Below are 18476 nucleotides of genomic sequence, written 5' to 3' on the forward strand. Positions count from 1 at the left end.
CCCGCGGTTCCACCCAAATTCCCGCCACTTCAAGCGGCGGCTCATTGTTGCCGTAACGCGGCTATACGGTATCGGCTGCTTTCGTTCACCGATACAGCTCAAAAGGCGGTAAGCCCATTCTTCGTGCCGGGAAGGTCTCAGCCTTGCCTCCCCTCTCTGTATGGCCGGTTAAAATGACTCATGTCCTTATCATTGCAGATTCATTATCCGAAAAAACTTTCTTTTATTATACATAAATTTCCGCGAAAAGAAAGTTTTTTTTAAAAAAATCGGTAAAAAATTCGGCATATTCAGCTGTCCTGTTACGTCATCTTCCATTCGGTAACGCTTTTAATCCATTCAATAGTTCTTCAAACGCCGATGTCAAAAATAAATCACGCCGGTAGATGAATGATATATTCATATCCCGAAAACGTTCAGGGAGCTGATGATGAAAAAGATTTTCCCGGTTTTTAAAATAACGGGCGGCTGACGCAGGCAAAAAGGAAACACCCAACCCTGCCTGCACCGCTCCAATAATGGCTTCCAGCGTTCCGAATTCAATGATTTTATGTTCAGGCACTGCTTCCTCTTTCAATATGTTTTTTATTTTACGGCGGTGCGAACAGCCGGCGGCAAAAAACAGAATCGGCTCTCGCAGCAGGTTTTGCAAGCTGCCTTCCCGCACATTTGAGACCACGATCAATTCTTCTTGGAATACGGCGGATTGCTTAAGGTCTTCGTGTTCGACCGGCCCATAAACAAAAGCCCCGTCCAGCTCATACTGCAGGACGCGCTGCACTAAGGTATGTGTATCACCGGTTGACAGTGACAGCTGTACTTTCGGGTATCGTCTGCAATACTCCGTGAAAAATTGAGGGAGATGGACGGCTGCCGCCGTTTCTAAAGAACCGATGCGGAGCGGGCCGTTCGGATGTCCTGCCTCTTGCGCATTTTTTTGCGCCTCATATAGCAGCTGCAGAATTCTGTCTGCATCTTTCAATAAGCTTTCACCTGCTGGCGTCAGCGTCATTCCCCGATTCGTCCGGTAAAACAGCTGTGTTTGCAATTGCCGTTCCAGCTGCTGAATCCGGTTTGTCACATTTGATTGAACATAATGCAGACATTCCGCCGCCTTTGAAATACTGCCTTTTCGGGCGACAGCCTGAAAAATCTTTAAGTCTCCGCTTTCCATGTAAGGACACCTTCTTGCTATGATTTTTATTGATAGCCGGCTATCAATTTTCCTTCATTTACTGCAGCTGTTACAGCCTGTAAAATTTTTCTCATCAACCATAAAGGAGAGAAAAATAATGGATGCCATTATCATACACGAAAATAGCTTTCATTTCAGGCAGATACCTGACAAACATCCGGGGAACGGAGAAGTCAAAATAAAGCTGAAAACAGCCGGATTAAACCATCGCGATTTATTTTTGATGAAAAACCACGAAACCGGAAACCGTGAATTTATTCTCGGTTCAGACGGCGCGGGAATCGTAACTGAAATAGGACACGGCGTCCGTTCTCATTTACTGCATGCGGAAGTCATCATCAACCCGGTGCTGAATTGGAAGACTGTTGAGGATGTACCAGCCGTCCCTGATATTTTAGGCGGTCCAAGCGACGGAACTTTTTCACCTTATGTCATCGTTCCTGCAGAAAATGCCATTGTAAAACCCGATCATCTGACATGGGAGGAAGCGGGCGTGCTGCCGTTATCAGCATTAACCGCTTATCGCGCCTTATTTACAAAAGGACAATTGAAAAAGGGCGAACACCTTATCCTTCCGGGCATCGGGAGCGGCGTGGCAACATACGCCTTACGAATGGCAAAAGCAATCGGAGCGACAGTCAGCGTCACCTCCCGCAGCGAAAACAAAAAACAAACCGCACTGTCATACGGTGCAGACCGGGCAATTGACAGTTACGGCGACTGGAATGAAGCGCTGAATGGCCAAAAAGCAGATATCATACTTGACGGTGTCGGTCCCGCTTTATATCAACACTACCTTGGCATTATGAAACCGAATGGCCGGATCGTAACATTCGGTGCCAGTTCAGGTGATCAGCTCGGATTTCCTATTCGCTCGCTGTTTTTTCCGCAGATTCATATTCTCGGTACATCAATGGGAAGCAATGAGGAATTCGCGCAAATGCTGGAATTGATAAAACGCTGCGGAATCCGCCCCATTATCGACCATATGTACCCTCTTAGAGAAGCAGCCGATGCCATTAAGAGAATGCAGGAAGGACGGCAGTTCGGCAATATCGGCTTTCATATAGATGTCTAAAAAAAGGAGCGGACCCCTCCGCTCTGACATACTCTTGATATATTTCTATCAAAAATATAAAAAAGTGTTTTCCCGGTTTTTAAAACTTTTCGATGATACAGCCACACGACGGGTAAAGTGCCCGTCAATAAAATGCACAGCAAAAGTGTCTTTAAATGGCGCCGCCCGAGCTTGCACAGCGCTTCCAGATAACTTGTGTCAGCACAAGCCTTTAAGTAACGTTATCAAAACAGGCCTTCTTCCGTTCACCGATTTGAAACTGCTGAACGGAAGAACAAATCATACGTCGCTCTGTTTCAGAAAGCAGATCATGTTAACAGTTCAGTTCCATGACATATGAAAAAACCGGCTGAGCCCAGCCGGTTCTATAATTAATCCCCTTTATTTACGGTAAAACAGTGCTCCCCATTAAATAACTGTCGACTTCGCGCGCTGCTTCCCGGCCTTCATTAATCGCCCATACAATCAGGCTTTGGCCTCTTCTCGCATCCCCTGCGGCGAAAACACCGTCAACATTCGTTTTATAATCCCCATATGCCGCCTGAATTTTATGATTTGCCGAATCGACACCAAACTGCTTCAATAATGGCTGTTCAGTTCCTTCAAAACCGATGGCGATAAACACCAGCTGAGCAGGCCATACTTTCTCCGTTCCGGGCAGTTCATGAAATTCATACTTACCGAATTCATTTCTGACTTTTTCCATTTGGATGGTGTGGATCTCTTTTAAGCGGCCTTGTTTATCGGCCACCATTTTTGTCGTCTGAATTGAATATTCTCTCGGATCTTTGCCGAACTTTGCCTGCGCTTCTTCATAGGCGTATTCAAGGGTGAAGACGTGCGGCTGTTCAGGCCACATATTGTCATTCGTGCGCGTCTGAGGAAGTTTAGGATGTTTCCCGAACTGATGCACGCTGCGCGCTTTTTGGCGCAGCGCGGTTGCCACGCAGTCAGCTCCTGTGTCTCCCCCGCCGATCACGATGACGTCTTTTCCTTTAGCGTCTATGAATTGTTTATCTTTGAAGTTGGAATCTAAATAGCTTTTCGTCGCCAGTGTTAAATAATCCATTGCGTAATGGACGCCTTTTGCTTCCCGGCCTTCAATCAGCAGATTGCGCTGCTTTTGGGCGCCTGTGCACAAAATGACGGCATCAAATTGTTCTTTGAGCTCATCAGCCGTTATGTCAACGCCGATTTCGGTATTTGTCACAAAATCTATACCTTCCTGCGTCAAAAGCTTAATACGGCGTTCGACGACATTTTTCTCAAGCTTCATGCTCGGAATGCCGTACATCAGCAGGCCGCCGGCTCTGTCAGCACGCTCATAGACCGTTACGGAATGACCGGCTTGGTTCAGCTGATCAGCGCTTGCCAGACCTGCCGGGCCTGAACCGACGACAGCGACTTTCTTACCTGTGCGTTTCGCTGGAATTCTCGGCTGAATCCATCCGTTCTCAAAACCTTTGTCAATGATCGTCCGCTCGATGTTTTTAATTGAAACAGCCGGATCTGAAATGGCCAGTGTACAAGATCCTTCACAAGGAGCGGGACAGACCCGCCCTGTGAATTCAGGAAAGTTATTCGTTTTCAGAAGGCGCTCCAGTGCTTCTTTCCAGCGCCCCCGATAGACGAGGTCATTCCATTCCGGTATTAAATTATAAATCGGACATCCGGATGTAAAACCGTTAATATCAGCGCCGATTTGGCAAAACGGTGTGCCGCAATCCATACACCGCGCCCCCTGCCGCTTTGACGCTTCATCTGAAAATGGAGCCGAATACTCTTTCCAATCTTTTAAGCGAGTGAGAGGGTCCCGCTCAGCCGGTTTTTCTCGTTTTTCTTCCATGAATCCAGTTGGTTTCCCCATGTTCCTCTCCCCTTTCTTACTGCACTACCGCTTGTTTTTGATCTTTGGCCGGCGTTTTGTGAGCCTTTGTGTTAGCTTCAAAAGCATACATAATGGCGTCTTCTTCTGATAACCCCGCCGCTTTTTGTTCTTCGATGCTGAGGAGCATTTGTTTATAGTTTTTCGGAATGACTTTGATAAAGGTCTCTGCGGCGTCTTCCCAATGATCCAGGAGGTCTGCGGCTTTTTTGCTGTTTGTCAGCGCCGCATGCCGTTTGACCATTTCTTTCACTTCTTTGATCTCCGTTTCATCCGTCAGTTTTTCAAATGAAATCATTTCCATGTTGCATTTGCGTTTAAATGCTTTGGCATCATCGCTCAGGACGTATGCGATACCGCCTGACATCCCCGCTCCGAAGTTTTTGCCGACTTCACCGAGGACGACAACCCGGCCGCCTGTCATGTATTCACAGCCGTGATCTCCGATACCTTCTACAACGACATTGACTCCGCTGTTGCGGACCGCAAAACGTTCACCGGCACGCCCGTTAATGTACGCTTCCCCGCTTGTTGCTCCGTAAAAGGCGACGTTCCCGATAATAACGTTCTCATGCGTTTCGCAATTGAAGGCATCAGGTGCTTTCACGATGATTTTTCCGCCTGACAGCCCTTTTCCTACGTAGTCATTTGAATCCCCGGTCAAATGAAGCGTCATCCCTTTAGGGACAAATGCGCCGAAACTCTGTCCGGCTGATCCGGTGAAATGGAGCCTGATCGTATCATCCGGCAGTCCTTCCGCTCCGTAGCGTTTGGAAATTTCACTTCCCGTCACGGTTCCGGCTACGCGATTTGTATTATTGATCTTGATTTCCGCTTCCGCTTCCTGACCGGCTTCAATTGCAGCCTGCACCGCCGGAAGAATTTCCGTCATATCAAGTGACTGACCGATTTTATGATTTTGCGCAGTCCGGAAAGTGCGCACGCCTTCAGGCTGATACAGCAGCGTAGACAAATCAAGCTGTCCCGCTTTCCAATGCGCTTTTGCACGTTCGCTTACATGAAGAACGTCTGTGCGGCCGATCATTTCATCCAGCGTTTTAAAACCTAACTGCGCCATATATTCACGCACTTCTTCCGCGACAAACAGCATGTAGTTTACGATATGATCAGGATCGCCCATAAACTTTTTGCGAAGCTCCGGATTTTGCGTCGCGACACCTACAGGACATGTATCTAAGTGGCAGGCGCGCATCATGACGCAGCCTAGAACGACGAGCGGCGCTGTGGCAAAGCCGAATTCTTCCGCGCCTAGCAAGGCGGCCATCACGACGTCGCGCCCTGTCATCAGCTTACCGTCCGTTTCCAATACCACGCGATCCCGTAAACCGTTCAGCATCAGCGTTTGGTGAGCTTCTGCAAGACCAAGCTCCCACGGAAGACCTGTATGTTTAATACTCGTTTTCGGTGAAGCACCCGTTCCGCCGTCGTACCCGCTGATGACGATGACATCCGCCGTACCTTTTGCCACACCGGCCGCAATCGTGCCGACGCCGGCTTTTGACACGAGCTTGACGCTGATTCGAGCGTTTCGATTTGCATTTTTCAAATCATGGATCAGCTGAGCCAGATCTTCAATTGAATAAATGTCATGATGAGGAGGCGGTGAAATCAGCCCGACACCTGGTGTAGAACCGCGGACATCCGCGACCCAAGGATATACTTTGTTGCCCGGAAGCTGGCCGCCTTCTCCCGGCTTCGCCCCTTGCGCCATTTTGATCTGCAATTCATCCGCATTGACGAGATAATGGCTTTTTACGCCGAAACGGCCGGATGCGATCTGTTTAATTGCACTTCTTCTGTCGTCGCCATTTTCATCCGGAATAAAACGTTTCGGGTCTTCGCCGCCTTCTCCGCTGTTGCTTTTTCCGCCGAGCCGGTTCATCGCTATTGCCAAAGCTTCATGCGCTTCCTTGCTTAATGAACCGAAAGACATCGCCCCTGTTTTAAAACGTTTCACGATCGACGCAGCTGATTCGACTTCTTCTAATTTTAAAGGTTTGCGGTCTTCTTTGAAGGCGAACAGATTACGTAAAAATCCGATTCTTTCTTCATCCGCTGCATGAGAATATTGCTTAAACAGGCTGTAATCATTCTTGCGGCATGCCCATTGCAGAGTATGGATGGTTTTCGGATTGAAAGCGTGGTGCTCTCCCCCGTTTCGCCATTGGAATTCACTACCCGGCTCAAGAGTTTGGCTGTAATCATCCTTGTACGCCGCTTGATGACGCTGTTTTGCTTCTTGCGCGATCGTTTCGATATCAATTCCGCCAAGCTGGGATGCAGTTCCCGTAAAGTATTTGGAAATGACGTCTTCACCGATGCCGACCGCTTCAAAAATTTGGGCGCCTCTGTAACTTTGCACAGTTGAAATCCCCATTTTTGACATCACTTTCACGACGCCTTCTGTCACGCTCTTACCGTATTTGCTGACAGCTTCTTCATACGGAATATCAAGCCGTCCTTCATCGATTTCCTGCTTATACGTAGCATAAGTCAAATACGGATTGACAGCATCGGCCCCATATCCGATGAGAGCCGAAAAGTGATGAACTTCACGCGCTTCGCCTGATTCAACGATAATGCTTGCTTTAGTACGCAGACCTTGACGGATCAAATGCTGATGCAGCGCACTGACGGCCAAAAGCGGCGGAATCGGCGTCAATTCTTTGCTCATTGCCCTGTCAGATAAAATTAACAGAGATACGCCTTCCTTGATTGCTTTTTCCGCCTGCTGAAACAAATCCTTCAGGCCTTTTTCCAGGTCATCGGAAAACAGCGTGCGGATGTTCTGGCTCTTAATGTCAGGATGCACAAGTGTTTTCAGCGCATAAAACTGTTCGTTAGATAATACAGGAGTATACAGTTTAATGCGGCGGGCATTTCTTTCACTCGGATGCAGCAGATCGCCTTCAGCTCCGAGCCATGTCACCGTGGAGGTCACCAGCTGCTCGCGGATCGCGTCAATCGGCGGGTTTGTGACTTGCGCAAACAGCTGTTTAAAATAATGAAACAGTGATTGGGCACGATCGGATAAAACGGCGAGCGGCGAGTCATTTCCCATGGAGCCGAGCGGGTCTTTGCCTTCTTTAATAACAGGAATTAAATATTTCTGAATATCTTCATACGTATAGCCAAATGCTTTTTGCCGGACGAGAAGATCATCGAATTGTTCCTCTTCCCGGATTTCCGGATCAGGATTCACTTGAACCAATTCCTCTTCAAGCCATTTTTGATACGGGAATTCATTGGCGATTTCCGTTTTTACTTCTTCATCTGAAATAATCCGGCCTTCCTCTAAGTCAATGAGCAGCATTTTTCCGGGTTCCAGGCGTTTTTTTTGAAGAATGTTTTCCTGTTCCACTTCAATAACGCCCACCTCAGATGAGAAAATAATATGGTCATCTTTTGTCACATAGTAACGTGCCGGACGCAGACCGTTACGGTCAAGGATGGCGCCGATTTGTTTACCGTCCGTAAACGAAATGGCGGTCGGTCCGTCCCACGGCTCCATTAAAGAGCTGTGATATTCGTAAAAAGCCCGTTTCGCTTTAGACATGTGAGTGTTTTCGGTCCATGGTTCCGGGATCAGCATCATTGCCGTATGTGCCGGCTTCCGTCCCGCCATCACGAAAAATTCAAACGCATTATCAAGAATGGATGAGTCACTGCCCTCAGCATTTAAAATCGGCAGCACTTTATGAAGATCGTCTCCGAAGCTTTCTGAAACGAACTGCTGCTCTCTCGCCCGCATCCAATTGATATTGCCCCGGAGCGTATTGATTTCTCCGTTATGGATCAGATAGCGGTTCGGATGGGCACGTTCCCAAGTAGGAAAGGTATTTGTGCTGAACCGTGAATGTACGAGTGAAAATGCAGATACGAAGGTTTCATCCTGCAAATCCAAATAAAAAGCGTCAACCTGCTCAGGCGTTAACAAACCTTTATAAACGATAGTCTGGCTTGACAGGCTTGCGAAGTAAAAATCAAGCTGTTTCTGAACGCCCCAATTTTCCGCCTGCTTCCGGATGACATACAGTTTGCGTTCAAAAGCAAGGCTGTCTTTCAAATCGTTTGCGGCACCGATAAATACTTGGCGCACGTACGGGCAAGTACTTTGTGCCACTGTTCCGATTTTTCCGACATTAACGGGGACGGTTCTCCAGCCGAGAACGGTCTGCCCTTCCTGCTCAATGAATGCATTCACCTGTTTTTCGATCTTTTTTCTTTCCTCTTCATTTTGCGAGAAAAAGACCATTCCTACCCCGTAACGGCCTTTTTCAGGCAGCTTCATTTCTCCGCACTCTTTCTTAAAAAAAGCATCAGGGATCTGAACCATCAGGCCGGCGCCGTCTCCCGTATTCGGGTCACTGCCCTGTCCTCCTCTGTGATCCAGCTGGCAAAGCATCTGCAGTCCTTTTTTGACAATGTCATGTGAAGGTTTCCCTTTTAAATGGGCATACAAGCCGATTCCGCATGCATCATGCTCAAATTCCGGACGGTAGAGACCTTGTGCTTTCGGCATTTGATTGTAAGTCATAATTCCTCTCCCCCGATCAGTTTCCGTTAATTATCGGTCATAAAATCTGACAACTTTAAATTAATTGTAAGTTTTCAAAACAATATAAACAATATATAATTTAGATCAAATACATCTCAAAATGAGATAGATAGGTGTGAACGCAATGGAATTACGCCAGCTTCGGTATTTTATGGAGGTAGCAGAACGGGAACATGTGTCAGAAGCGGCTGATCATCTTCATGTCGCTCAATCCGCCATCAGCAGGCAGATTGCAAATCTTGAAGAAGAGTTGAAGGTCACTTTATTTGAACGGGAAGGCAGAAATATTAAGTTAACGCCGATCGGCAAACAATTTTTAGAACATGTTAAAACAGCGATGAAAGCAATTGATTACGCGAAGGAACAAATCGATGAATATCTTGATCCTAATCGCGGAACCGTCAAAATAGGATTCCCGACGAGCCTTGCAAGTCAGCTTTTGCCGACAGTGATTTCAGCATTTAAAGAGGAGCACCCGAACGTTGAGTTTTTGCTCCGCCAAGGATCTTATAAGTTTTTAATTGAAGCCGTAAGAAACAGGGACATAGATGCGGCGCTTCTCGGCCCCGTTCCGACGGAATTTCCCGACATAACAGGCAATATCTTATTCACAGAAAAGATTTACGCGCTTGTTCCGCTGCATCATCCGCTTGCCAAACAAAAAAATATTCATTTAATTGATCTGCGCGGCGACCAATTTGTTTTATTTCCTGAAGGATTTATTCTCCGCAATATGGCGATTGACGCTTGCAGACAGGCTGGCTTTGCGCCGCTTGTATCAACGGAGGGCGAGGATTTAGATGCCATTAAAGGATTAGTCTCCGCAGGCATGGGCGTTACTTTATTACCTGAAAGCACCTTTGCGGAAACCACACCTCGGTTCACGGTCAAAATTCCGATTGAATTCCCTCAAGTGAAGCGCACCGTAGGCATTATTAAGCCAAAAGGCAGAGAACTGGCTCCGTCTGCGAATGATTTCTATCATTTTGTCATTCAATTTTTCTCCAAACTTGAACAATATCAATAAAAACAAACCCGAGCTTCAAAACGAAGCCTCGGGCTTTGCCATGTTTTATTGACTTTTCTCAGCCGATCGGGATGGACAGTTCAACGTGGCAGACAAACGCTTCCGGATCAATGACTGATTGGCCGGTCTGTTTATGCGGCGTTTCTTTATATGTCTTCAGCTGAGCTGAGGAATAATTGACGATGCCGAGCCCAAGCTCTTCTCCCTGCTGATCAAGCAGTCTGACAACCGCCCCGCTGCTGAATCTGCCGTTAATCTGTTCGATATCCTGCGGTGACAGCGCTACATTTCCGTTCGCTATATCGCGGCTGCTTTTCTTCTCCATCACAATCTCGCCTTCGGGGCCGGAATTAAATGCAAGCCATTGTTCTTTGTGGTTTAACGGGAGGGTTCCTTCCGCTTCAAAATAAGTTCCTTCAGCCGCCTCATCTACCGCTTGAAGCAGAATGTCCGGAATGTTAGCCTGCCCGAGAAAGCCCTTAATACCAGAGGCCATCACAATTTTAAAAGCATCCAGTTTCGAACGCATTCCGCCGGTTCCCATTTCACTCCCGGCATCTCCCGCGCTTGCTTCTATTTCCGGAGTGATGTCACTTACATGTCTGATTCGTGCCGCTTCCGGGTTGCTGCGCGGATTATCATCATATAATCCGTCGATATCTGATAAAATCACAAGCATGTCGGCATCAATTAAGCCTGCGACCTTTGCCGCGAGTGTATCATTATCACCGAATTTCAGCCGATTGACTGTGACGGTGTCATTTTCATTAATAATCGGAATAATGCCTCGTTCTAAAAGGACATTCATCGTATTGCGGACATTATGATAGCGGTATTCATCAGAAAAGTCGCTTCTTGTAATTAAAATTTGTGACGCGACATAACCGTGCGCTAAAAACAGCTTTGAATAAGCTTCCATTAATAATCCCTGCCCGATGGAAGCAGAAGCCTGTTTTTCGGGGAGGCTTTCCGGTTTCTGAATAAAGCCGAGCTTCCGATAACCTGCCGCCACTGCGCCGGAAGATACTAAAATCACTTCATAACCGCTGTCTTTCAGCTGTGCGATTTGATCCACCAATGTCTCCAGTTTTCTTCTGCTGATTTCTCCGTGCAGGCTCGTCAGTGAGCTGCTGCCGATTTTCACCACGACTCTTTTGATCTCCGTCCGAGACGTCACTGTATCACTCCTGTTTTTATTTTATAGTGCTGCTGTTTTTTCAATTGTTTTGCTGATCTCAATAGAACGTTCAGTCGCATGTTTAATGGCTTTGGCAATGGCTTCCCCGCCGCCTTCAGACCTGAGCGCATCAAGGCCGGCTGCAGTCGTGCCGTTTGGAGAGGTGATGTTTTCTCGCAGCACCTCCGGTTTTTCCCCCGTCTCCATCAGCATTTTTGCTGCGCCTAATAATGTTTGCGCGCCGATTTTGCGGGACAGTTGTTTATCTAAGCCGGCTTCTTCACCTGCTTTTTCGATAAACTCCATTAAATAATAAAAGTACGCCGGTCCGCTGCCTGCGATGCCGGTGAAAATGTCCATCTGATCTTCCTTGATCACATATACTTCACCGAGACATTCCAGAAGGGATACCGCAGTCTGTGCTGAACTTTGAGAGACATGGTCTCCGAAAGCCGCAGCTGTTGCCGATTCGCCGATCATGCTGGATGTGTTCGGCATGACTCTTACAACCGGCTGATTCTCATGTAATGATTGTTGTATAAATGAGGTTGTTATGCCTGCCAAGACAGACAGGATGATTTGATGAGGTTGAATACGCCGTTTCAGCGTCTCCAGAGCGATTTCAGCATCCTTCGGTTTCATAGCTAAAATAAAGACATCAATGTCTTCGGTTTTCATGCTGTCAAAAGCTGTGCCTTGAATTCCGTATTGATGTTCCAATTCAGCGAGTCGCTCTGTATTTCGGCGGTTTGTCACGCAGATGTTTTGATTGGGAATTTTTTTTGCGCGGACCATGCCTGATATCATTCCTTCAGCCATTGATCCTGCTCCTATAAAAGCAACTTTCTTTTGATCTAAGATCGGTAACATCTCCCTTGTTCGTATTTTGTTCGCATTTTTCACACGTTTTTTATGTTATCATGTCAGGAGTCAATGTCAAGTTTGAAGGTTTTATTGATATGTATTGTTCCCTGTCTGCTATTATGTATAATGAATCACAGAACATCCCGCCTGAGCCCGGGCGGCGGGGTGTGTTCCGGACAGATTTAAAAATTATCGGAAAGGGCTTTTTCTATCAGCTTTTTGCAGCGGTCAAGCTCTGTCTTAAGCTGTTTTTTGTAAAGTTTCGCAGCTTCATAGTCTTTAAATTGATAGAGAACGACTTCCTGGAGTTTGGCTCCTTCTTTTTTGACCTTTACCTGTTTTAAGATCCCGTCATCCAAGAGTTCGTGGAGTGAACGGTATACCTCAGTATGATTCGGCTTAAAACCGATGGGTTTAAATTCGGAGCGCAGCACCTCGAGAAGCTTCAGTCCGTAAAGCCGTTCCTGCTCTGTCATTGTAATCATGTAAAGCTTTAAAAAAGCCCTTTGTTTCACTAAAAAACCGGTTGAACTTCTTTTTTCTTCTTTCATTATGTGCACACCCTTCCATCTAACAAATTATTCCATGTACTAAATATTCTTTTTATATTCCGTTTCCCCTTTTATTGTGCGAACAGTTTAATTTGTATTTATTTGTTTTTTAGAGCGGCGGGAAAAAACATAATTGAACATTTGGTACATAGTTTATTTGGTTTAATTATAACTGATATCGGTTTCTGTTTCATTCCTTTTTTCGCATAAATCCTTTATATCTGCTCATTCAGTTTTAGGAAACAAAAAAAGACCTGTCTAAAAAGACAGATCTCGTTTTTTATGGATTGGTTGACCATAAACCGGCAGTTTTGATGAAAATGCGCGGATGTAATTTCAATTGAGCAACCATATATTCTGCAAGATCCTCAGGCTGCATGACTTTTTCCGGATTGCCGTCTGTCAGATTTAATTCAATTGACATATCGCTGGCAACCGTGCTAGGAGTCATTGCGCTGACACGGATATTGTGTTTTCTCACTTCCTGCATGAGAGATTCAGTCAGACCGAGAACGGCAAATTTCGAAGCGCTGTACGCACTTGTCGCCGCGGCGCCTCTTTGGCCGGCCGTAGAGGAAATATTAATGATATCTCCTGATTTTCTCTCAATCATTTCAGGAAGAACGGCGCGTGTCACATGGTATACACCCATTACATTAACTTGAATGATGTCTTCCCACTCTTCTGGCGTAAGATCTAAAAATCCGCCGAATTTGCTGATTCCGGCATTGTTAATCAGGATGTCAATCTCACCGAGATCTTCTTTAATAGAAGCGACGGCTTGTTCGACCTCTTTTTGGCTTTTCACATCGGCAGCAGCGAATGATGCCTTTACACCAAGGGCTTCCACTTCTTCTGCAACCTTTTTCACATTTGCTTCAGTGCGGCCGATTAAACCGATATTGACTCCTTCTTTCGCTAAAGCAATAGCGGCGGCGCGGCCGATTCCTCTGCCCGCACCCGTGATAAGAGCCGTTTTGTTCTGTATATTTTCCACGTCTTTCACCCTTTCTGAATGTCCTTATGTACGATTTCACATTATAAGCAGAAAAAAAACAATTAGCAAATAAAATGATTCATCAATCTCTATAAAGGGTATCAACTGAAAAAAAGGAGTGAAAAGCAGATGATTATCATTTTGTATATCAGTGCTGCCGTTGCGGCTGCCGCCTTGGTTTATTTAGCCGTATCAGCCGTGCGTTTTAAAAGAAACACAGCGCCTGATATAAAGAAGATTAACGTCACGGCAGCGTCCATGCAGACATCCGTTGAAGAAATCAAAACAGAAACCCGTCGGTTATCACAAAAGCAGAAAGAACTGCAGGAAGACTTTCTCACTAAAAAAACAGCCGTGCAAACGACGGCTGCTGAAGCAAAAGGAACGCCTCATGTCCTGAAGATGCTCTGGGACGCCGGTAAAAGTGATTTATGAGCCTGCATGTCATCCGCCGTTTTTGCTGACACTAAGAGAATGAGCGGGTTCAAGGAGGCATAATATGATTTGCAATCGTGAGCGGCTTGCACATTTTTTACGCCAACTTAAAGCATTATCATCTTCGGGAGGATTTACAAAATCGGATTTGCTGAATCCGGAGTTCCATTTAGCAAAGGACGGAGATCTGGATATGTATTATTCGCCTCATAATGAGTATATCAACCCACATGCTGCAGTTGTCATTTCCGGAATTACACCCGGTTTTTTTCAGATGCAGCAGGCTTACAAAGCAGCAGCACAGCTTTTAAAAAACGGCGAATCTCTTGAGGTGGTAGCATATGAGACAAAAAAAGCGGCCGGGCTTTCCGGTTCCATGAGGCAGCACATGATCGAAATGCTTAATGAATGCGGTCTGCCGGCCGCGCTCCGAGTTGAGAATTCATCCTGTTTATTTGGTTCAAAACGGGAGCTGCTTCATACGACATCCGTTATCAAACACCCTGTTTTTTATAAACAGAAAAACTATACGGGACATCAGCCGCTAATCAGCAGGTCAGCTCTTCTCAGCCGTTATGCGCTGAAATATTTTCCGGACGAAATAGAAATGATGAAAAAGGACATTCTGCTTATCCCTCTCGGTAAAGCAGCAGAATCCGCCTGCCGCATGCTGAAGAAGAACGGGAGGATGAATCATGCGGTCATTTTGGAAGGCTTCCCGCATCCGTCCGGCGCAAACGGACATCGTTTCAAACAATTTCACGAAAACAAACAATCGTTACGTGAACAAATTCAGCGATTTGCCGGGTTTCTTCAGAAGCTGTAAAAAACGCCCCGAGCCTTCGGGGCGTTTCTGTTAAGAAGCATATTCAGGCAATGATTTATCGTGTTTTGCCGTTTTTTCTTCAGGTATTTTGATTTGATTTGTCAGGATTGCACTTGCGAAATAGAGCGCCGCGAAAATCCATACTACGCCTTGTGCGCCGACAAGCCCGATAAACGCCCAGGCAAGCGCGGGGCCGACAAATGCCGACAGGCCCGCGGCCAGATTTAACACAGACATGGCAGCACCTTTATCGCTGCCGGCCGCCGTTGGCACGATAGCTCCGATCGGAACGAATCCGGCCAGAAGCCCTCCCCAAATAAAGCCGACAATGCTGACGAAAAGCAAGTTCCCATGTGATACAACAGGAGCATAATATAATAAAAGGGTAAAAATGCCGCAGCCCGCTCCTCCGAACCACATGACAGTCTTTTTCCAGCCGAACGCATCGCCGACTGCACCGAAGATTAAGTTAAAGACGATATTGCCGAGAAAGATCGTGCCCCAAATCTGCAGCCATACATTTGTAGAAATGCCGTGCTGCGCCATATGCATTGGGAGAAATACCGGAAATCCGTATGTTCCGATACTGTTGATGATCCGAACAATCCCCCCTGAAAGCACACGCGGATTTTCAGCAAGGATGGTGATTCCTTTCATTAATTCCTGCACCTTTTCCTGTTTACTTGCTTTTTTCTTTTCAAAGCGGTCCCTATTTAAAATCAAAGCAAAAAACGCGCCGAGGCATACCCAGAAAATTGAACTCCACAGCGTATTCAAATAGCCGAAGGATTTGATGGCCCAGCTAGAATACCAGGCTCCGAATACAAACATGCCGCAGCAATATGCAATCCAGAACCAGCCGACCGCCGTACTGAGCTTGTTTTTCGGCGACCGGTAAATCACCCATGTCAAAAAAGAATAGGCAAACAGCGGATAGCCCAGCCCTTTAATAAAATACGTGACATACATTACCGGCAAATTAAGATTTTCAAATCCGTATGCGATAAACGCGGCTGTTCCGATAACGTAAAATAACAGCCCCATAAACATCGTCCGCTTTGCGCCGAAGGCTTCGAGGCAGACGCCTGAAAACCAAGACGCTATTGCGAGAGAAATACCGTAAACCGTAAACAAGGATGCTGATTGCTGTACCGTCAAGCCGTTTTCAACTAAAAACGGGCTGAGCCAGCCTTGTTCAAGGCCGTCCCCCATCATAAACAGCACGACCCCTAAAAATCCCCAGGCAAGCTGTTTCGGAATTCCTATTTTATTAAGCATTTTTGTTCCTCCTCAGCAATCTTTCATGTTGTCATCTCATCCCCAAGTCAGGCTTTCACCGCTGGGCTGAAAATGCGCAAATAATTTTTGCGTATGTTTCCATTCTTCATATAGGAAGAGATCCGTCTGATCCGATTCGGGTTCAATTAGCTTTGTGCGGTTCGAAAGTTCTTCTTTCACACCGAGAGCTTCGTTGCAGATCATCGCCGCCCCCATTACGGATGCCTGGCTGAAGCCTTCTCTCTTATAAATCTTCTTTTGCAGAAGGTTAGCAAGAAACTGTGTCAACGCATCACTTTGGAAACCGCCGCCGCACACCTTCACATCATTTTTTGAAAAGGAAGTCACCTCTGTTAACGCCTCATAGTTCCATTTGATTGAAAAAGCGATTTCCATCAGAGCGGCTTTGACAAAATGCGCTCGGCTTAAACTTTGGGACAGCGGGGCATCAAAAATAAATCCGCCTTTTGCGAGTGCGTTTTTCTCAGACGATAAATAGGAGCCTAACGCAGAAACACAAGCTTGATCATGTTTCGGCAGACTGGCGATTTCCCGTTCCATGACGCTGTAGGATTCATTCGGATAAAAAATGGATTTTAATTTTTGATAATTGAGTCCTGTTACACCCGGATTAGTTTCAAGAAGCCATTGACCTTCTTCTGTATGGCAATTCAGCCATGCATTCTCTAAACTTTCGGTTCCGGTCTCCGCTGTTATCTTTGTAATCGGCGTCGTCGTGCCGGATACGATGACGATATCTCCCGGCTTTGCATCTGCACTTTTGATGGCAAGCTGTGTGTCTCCCCCGCCTGCAATCACAGGCACTCTTTCAGAAAGACCGAGAACCGCTGCTTTTTTAAACGTTAACATTCCGACAACCGTCCCGGATCGGACGAGTGAAGGAAGAATGGCAGAAGGCACCCCGAAGATGCTGCATAATTTCTCTGACCACGCTTTTTCCCTTACGTCAAACAGCAGTGTTTCAGCCGCCTGTGACGGTTCATAGCTTAAAATTCCGCTCAGCTCAAATGTCACCCAGTCACTGATGCTTGTGATGTACTTCACTTCTTTCCATAATGACGGCTGTCTTTTTTTTAACCCGACAAGTTTCATGGCGGAAAATAAAGCGCTCGGAAGGCGTCCGGCGCGCTGATGCACTTCTTCTTTTAACTCGATCTCTCCCTCCCATTCGCGCCCTCTATTATCAATGTTGGGCAGACCGAGAAACGCCTTTTTATCTTTATTAATCAGAACAATTCCCTGCCTCTGGCTTGTTGAGGTGATTCCGATTAATGTAATATGAGGGCTTTTAGCAATAGCCTTTTTTGCCATAGCGCTGATTTGCATCCATAATCTTTCCGGCGAGAAATAACGGCCGTCCGGATAAAGCGGATCCGTCACATATTCAATGTCTTCCCTTTCCAGTGCGGTCACGTCGCCGCCGGCAGTCACAACCGCGACTCGCGCATTCCCCGTCCCGATGTCAAATACAAGGTAGCCTTTTTGTTCAGCCATTACAGCCTCCTCCTTCTTCTATCCTTCCATCTCAAGTTCTCTTTTGTTATAAAGTTCACGTATTGAGCAGAGCTGATCTTTTTTCCATTTAAAAAGCGCCTCATTTAAAATCCTCACATGATGATCCTCCACCTCAAATGTTGCGCCCGCTAAATGGGGAGTCGCGAACACATTCGGCAGTGAGATCAATTCATAATCAGAAGATTCAGGTGGTTCCTGATAAAACACGTCAAGGATCGCTCCTTTAATCCTCCGTTCTTTCAGCACCCGCAGCAGCTCTTTTCCGTCTGTAACCGCCGCTCTTGATGTATTGACAAAAACAGCTTCTTGCTTCATCAATTGAAAATGCCGGGCGCCGATTAGGCCGATGGTTTCTTCGGTGCGCGGCAAATGAACGGAGACAATATCACTTTCAGAAAATACCCGTTCAATCGTCGTTTTTTCATACTCCCGGTTCTCATGATTGACAAAGGGGTCATAGTACAGCACCTTGCAGTCAAAAGCCGACAACAGCCGGGCGATTCTCTGTCCTACAGCTCCGAAACCGATAAGGCCGACTGTTTTCCCCGTCAGCTCATTTCCCCTGAATTTGACGTAAGCCTGCAAATAATCACCATTCCACTTCCCGGCCTTCAGCCATTGATGAGAAGAATACGTGTGGCGCAAAAACGAAATGACATTTCCGATAAACATTTCAGCAACAGCCTGGGCATTGCGGGCCGGTGTAAAGAAGACAGGAATTTTTCTTTTAGTCGCCGCCGTGATATCCACATTAGACGGCATCCCTCTGCAGACGCCGATAAAAGCGGAATCCGGCAATATATCAATCACTCGCTCTGATACCTCATCAAGTTCGGTAATAAGCCCCGACGCGTTTGTCTCTTGAATCATCCGGATTAATTCATCTTCCCGATAGGCCCGGCCGTGCTTCTTCCACGGCAGGTGCACAGTCCGCCCGAACAGATCTGTCAGCTCCTTCAGCCCCTCGTCGTGATATGGTGCGGTAATTAAAACCGTCATGGTGCAAAACATCCTTTTCACATAAATTTTTTCACAAAAAAATCTCTTT

General features: G+C 46.5%; 14 protein-coding genes. 4 read left to right on the top strand and 10 right to left on the bottom strand.

The features are described 5' to 3' along the window. Positions 1-307 precede the first annotated feature (307 nt). Positions 308-1174, bottom strand: a complete 867-nt coding sequence (locus tag AC1DN5_RS10465) for a LysR family transcriptional regulator (protein ID WP_366969299.1) — start codon at positions 1172-1174, stop codon at positions 308-310. A gap of 118 nt (positions 1175-1292) precedes the next feature. On the opposite strand from AC1DN5_RS10465, the gene AC1DN5_RS10470 reads away from it, so the two are divergent. Next, a complete protein-coding gene (locus AC1DN5_RS10470) occupies positions 1293-2273 on the top strand; it encodes a zinc-binding dehydrogenase (RefSeq protein WP_366969298.1) in 981 nt (326 codons plus the stop codon). 385 nt (positions 2274-2658) lie between these two features. On the opposite strand, the gene gltD is transcribed toward AC1DN5_RS10470, so the two are convergent. Then, the gene (gltD, locus tag AC1DN5_RS10475; RefSeq protein WP_045926200.1) at positions 2659-4140 is read right to left on the bottom strand and encodes a glutamate synthase small subunit; all 1482 of its coding nucleotides are present in this window, start codon (positions 4138-4140) and stop codon (positions 2659-2661) included. Positions 4141-4156: 16 nt separating this feature from the next. Then, positions 4157-8716: a glutamate synthase large subunit gene (gene gltB, locus AC1DN5_RS10480; RefSeq protein ID WP_366969297.1), complete on the bottom strand. Its 4560-nt coding sequence runs from the start codon at positions 8714-8716 to the stop codon at positions 4157-4159. Positions 8717-8861: 145 nt separating this feature from the next. Here gltB and gltC point away from each other — a divergent pair, with 145 nt between their 5' ends. Further along, positions 8862-9764, top strand: coding sequence for a glutamate biosynthesis transcriptional regulator GltC (gene gltC / locus AC1DN5_RS10485; protein ID WP_016936565.1), 903 nt, complete (start codon positions 8862-8864; stop codon positions 9762-9764). A gap of 58 nt (positions 9765-9822) precedes the next feature. Here the strand turns inward: gltC and proB are convergent, their stop codons facing one another. From proB to AC1DN5_RS10505, 4 genes are all read right to left on the bottom strand, one after another. Continuing rightward, complete coding sequence (gene proB / locus AC1DN5_RS10490) at positions 9823-10941, bottom strand: glutamate 5-kinase (protein ID WP_366969296.1); 1119 nt, start codon at positions 10939-10941, stop codon at positions 9823-9825. Positions 10942-10962: 21 nt separating this feature from the next. Continuing rightward, positions 10963-11811: a pyrroline-5-carboxylate reductase gene (gene proC, locus AC1DN5_RS10495; RefSeq protein WP_366969295.1), complete on the bottom strand. Its 849-nt coding sequence runs from the start codon at positions 11809-11811 to the stop codon at positions 10963-10965. A 176-nt stretch (positions 11812-11987) separates the two neighbouring features. After that, positions 11988-12356 (bottom strand): replication termination protein, encoded by a 369-nt coding sequence (rtp, locus tag AC1DN5_RS10500; protein WP_016936568.1) that lies wholly within the window; start codon positions 12354-12356, stop codon positions 11988-11990. A 280-nt stretch (positions 12357-12636) separates the two neighbouring features. Continuing rightward, positions 12637-13353 carry a 3-ketoacyl-ACP reductase gene (locus AC1DN5_RS10505; protein WP_016936569.1) on the bottom strand — a complete coding sequence of 239 codons (717 nt, stop codon included), beginning with the start codon at positions 13351-13353 and terminating at the stop codon, positions 12637-12639. Positions 13354-13482: 129 nt separating this feature from the next. On the opposite strand from AC1DN5_RS10505, the gene AC1DN5_RS10510 reads away from it, so the two are divergent. Both AC1DN5_RS10510 and AC1DN5_RS10515 read left to right on the top strand, forming a co-directional pair. Further along, the gene (locus tag AC1DN5_RS10510; RefSeq protein WP_366969294.1) at positions 13483-13788 is read left to right on the top strand and encodes a DUF948 domain-containing protein; all 306 of its coding nucleotides are present in this window, start codon (positions 13483-13485) and stop codon (positions 13786-13788) included. A 64-nt stretch (positions 13789-13852) separates the two neighbouring features. Then, entirely contained in the window at positions 13853-14614 is a 762-nt protein-coding gene (locus tag AC1DN5_RS10515) for a hypothetical protein (protein WP_366969293.1), read from the top strand. 30 nt (positions 14615-14644) lie between these two features. On the opposite strand, the gene AC1DN5_RS10520 is transcribed toward AC1DN5_RS10515, so the two are convergent. The 3 genes from AC1DN5_RS10520 to AC1DN5_RS10530 are packed head-to-tail and all read right to left on the bottom strand — an operon-like array spanning position 14645 to position 18427. Further along, positions 14645-15892: an RbtT/DalT/CsbX family MFS transporter gene (locus tag AC1DN5_RS10520; protein WP_049628599.1), complete on the bottom strand. Its 1248-nt coding sequence runs from the start codon at positions 15890-15892 to the stop codon at positions 14645-14647. Positions 15893-15928: 36 nt separating this feature from the next. After that, complete coding sequence (locus tag AC1DN5_RS10525) at positions 15929-17407, bottom strand: FGGY-family carbohydrate kinase (protein ID WP_366969291.1); 1479 nt, start codon at positions 17405-17407, stop codon at positions 15929-15931. 18 nt (positions 17408-17425) lie between these two features. Then, the gene (locus AC1DN5_RS10530) at positions 17426-18427 is read right to left on the bottom strand and encodes a 2-hydroxyacid dehydrogenase (protein WP_414831143.1); all 1002 of its coding nucleotides are present in this window, start codon (positions 18425-18427) and stop codon (positions 17426-17428) included. Positions 18428-18476: the final 49 nt, after the last annotated feature.

The sequence above is a fragment of the Bacillus sp. 01N42_2 genome, from assembly GCF_056399565.1.